At 74.3% G+C, this 2,181-nt stretch carries 2 protein-coding genes; both read right to left on the bottom strand.

Going from position 1 to position 2,181, the window contains the following annotated elements:
- Positions 1–83: 83 nt before the first annotated feature.
- A complete protein-coding gene (locus ACFWXO_RS44730; RefSeq protein WP_380532851.1) occupies positions 84–1,205 on the bottom strand; it encodes an NADAR family protein in 1,122 nt (373 codons plus the stop codon).
- Positions 1,206–1,359: 154 nt separating this feature from the next.
- A complete protein-coding gene (locus tag ACFWXO_RS44725; RefSeq protein WP_380532848.1) occupies positions 1,360–2,013 on the bottom strand; it encodes a GNAT family N-acetyltransferase in 654 nt (217 codons plus the stop codon).
- Between the last annotated feature and the right edge of the window lie 168 nt (positions 2,014–2,181).

Genomic DNA, 2,181 nt, shown 5'->3' with positions numbered 1-2,181 from the left:
TCGCGCGGGGGCGCCGGGGGGCCGCCGGCGCGTCGAGCCCCCGCCCGGGGGGGCGCACCGCGGCCACTCCTCACCCGATCCGGTCACAGCCCGGGGATCCCGGCCCGCCGTGCGTGCAGCTCGGAACGGACGAGTTCGAGGAGACGCCCCGTCCAGTTGCGCCCCTGGCCGGCGTTGTCGCCCCAGAAGGCCGAGTGCAGGTCGTCGTAGACCAGGGTGCCGTCGCCCGTCGCCAGCAGGATCTCGGCCAGCTCGGGATGCTGCTCGTACTTGGCGCGCAGAAGGCGCGTCATGACGGCGGTCCGCAGGTGCTCCCAGCCCTCGCGGCGGGGCGCCCCGGCTGCCACCTTGTGTGCGGCGGAGGCGGTCCCGGCCGTCGCGACCGCGGCCCGGACCTCGGGTTGAGCCACCGACAAGGCCCAGTAGGCGTGGGTGACGGACGGGTAGTCGGTCTCTCCCACCGTGATCGGAGCGGGGTAGTCGTTGCGCAGCCCGAGCCTGCCGGGATCCTCCACCGGTTCGTTCGGGGACAAGCGGCAGAGCCGGACCGCCGGGGCGTGCGACGCCACCGGCCCGTCCGCCGGGACACGGGCGGGCCGCTCGGCACTCCAGGCCGCCCGCCCCTCGAAGTACGCGAGGGCGCGGTCGTAGACCTCCTGCGTGACCGGCGGTTCGCCCGGCAGGTAGGTCCGGCCGCCCGGTCCGGCCACCAGCGCGCGCAGCGGGGCGTCCTTCCGATCCATGTCGCCCAGCATCCGGCACCGCTGCGGGGCCGGCACGGCCATGAACGCCGCCCGGGCCGCGGCCAGGTTCTCCTCGGTCCGGTCGGCGAGGAAGACCTCGACGGCGGCCAGGCACCGGCGGGTCGAGTCGGGCCGCCCGTTCAGCAGGTCGACGGTGTCGCGGACCTCGGCGACCAACTGCTCCGGAGTCCGCCAGCTCCGCGGCCCGCTGAACCTCCACTCCGCCAGCTCGTCCGCGGAGGCCTCCCCACCCTCGGGCAGGCTGGTGGCCACCCACCCGGTGCGCACCTTCTCCTCGAACTCCTCGACGGTGACCAGGCCCCCGCAGTCGATGAGCCCGTCCGCATAGATGAAGAGGTCGATGAGGAAGTGGTGGCCGCCGTTGCGGATGAACACGTGCCGCCAGGTGCCGGGGACGCGGACGCCGTCCGCCGTGCGATGGGTGATCCATTTGCCGAACATCCCGAGATTGTCCCCGACCACGACCCCGGCCCCGGCCCCGGCCCCGACCGCAGCCGCAGCCGCAGCGAACGCCGGGCCGGCCTCGGCTGTCCCACCTGCTCCCGCCCACCCGCACGCCGAGGGGCCGAGCCGTTCGAACCTGCCCCGTGAGGGATCACGCGCCCGCTGACAGTCCGAACATCGACCGGCAGGGCGCCAGCCCGCTGACCGAGACGGGGACTTCGGCATGGGCCTCCCAGCGGTCGCGGGTGAGCCGGAGCCGCCTGTTCGTCACGGGCCCGCCGCGCACCACGTGACGGTCGACGCCGTCGAGCTCATAGCCGTGCTTCCGGGACACGGCGAACGAGGAGGCATTGTGCTGGAAGGCCCCCGATGTCGCCTCCAGCGCGTCCAGGCCGGCGAAGGCCAGGTGCAGGACGGCGGCGCGCATCTCGGTGCCGATCCCTTGCCGCTGGTGGCGCACACCGAGCCAGGAGGCCGTGGTGACCTCCCGCAGGACGGCGAAGTCCCGGGCGGCGATGGTCTGCAGGCCGACGACCCGGCCGTTCTCGAAGACCGCCAGGTTCAGGGCCCAGTCGCCCGGTGACCAGTTCCCCCGGCACAACCAGTGGTGCTGCACCACGGACCGTGCCCGTTCGGCCGGAGGAAGGTCGGTCCACGGCACGAGGAAGGGCATGCGGTCCGGCTGGTGGACGCCCTCTGCGGCCAGGTCGGCCAGCTGGGCCAGCTCGCGGTCGGTGGGGAGCCGGAGCTCCAGGCGGGGAGTGTCCAGGCGCAGCCCCAGCAGCGGCCAGTGATCGATCAACATGCGCCATTGTCGAGGACGGCGGCGGCTGCGGTCACCTGGTTTCCGGGGCCCGGAGCGGCGGTGAGGGCTCAGCGGCCCTGCCTGCGGGAACAGGCAGGGCCCGCCTCGTGCCGCTGTGGGTGGCGGTGCGGGGCGGGCCCGTGGTGCGTGGGGTGTGCGGGGTTTAGC

The sequence above is a fragment of the Kitasatospora sp. NPDC059088 genome (assembly GCF_042738155.1).
Lineage (GTDB): Bacteria > Actinomycetota > Actinomycetes > Streptomycetales > Streptomycetaceae > Kitasatospora.
Note: the sequence above shows the minus strand (reverse complement) of the source record. Positions and strands in the feature narration are given on the sequence as shown.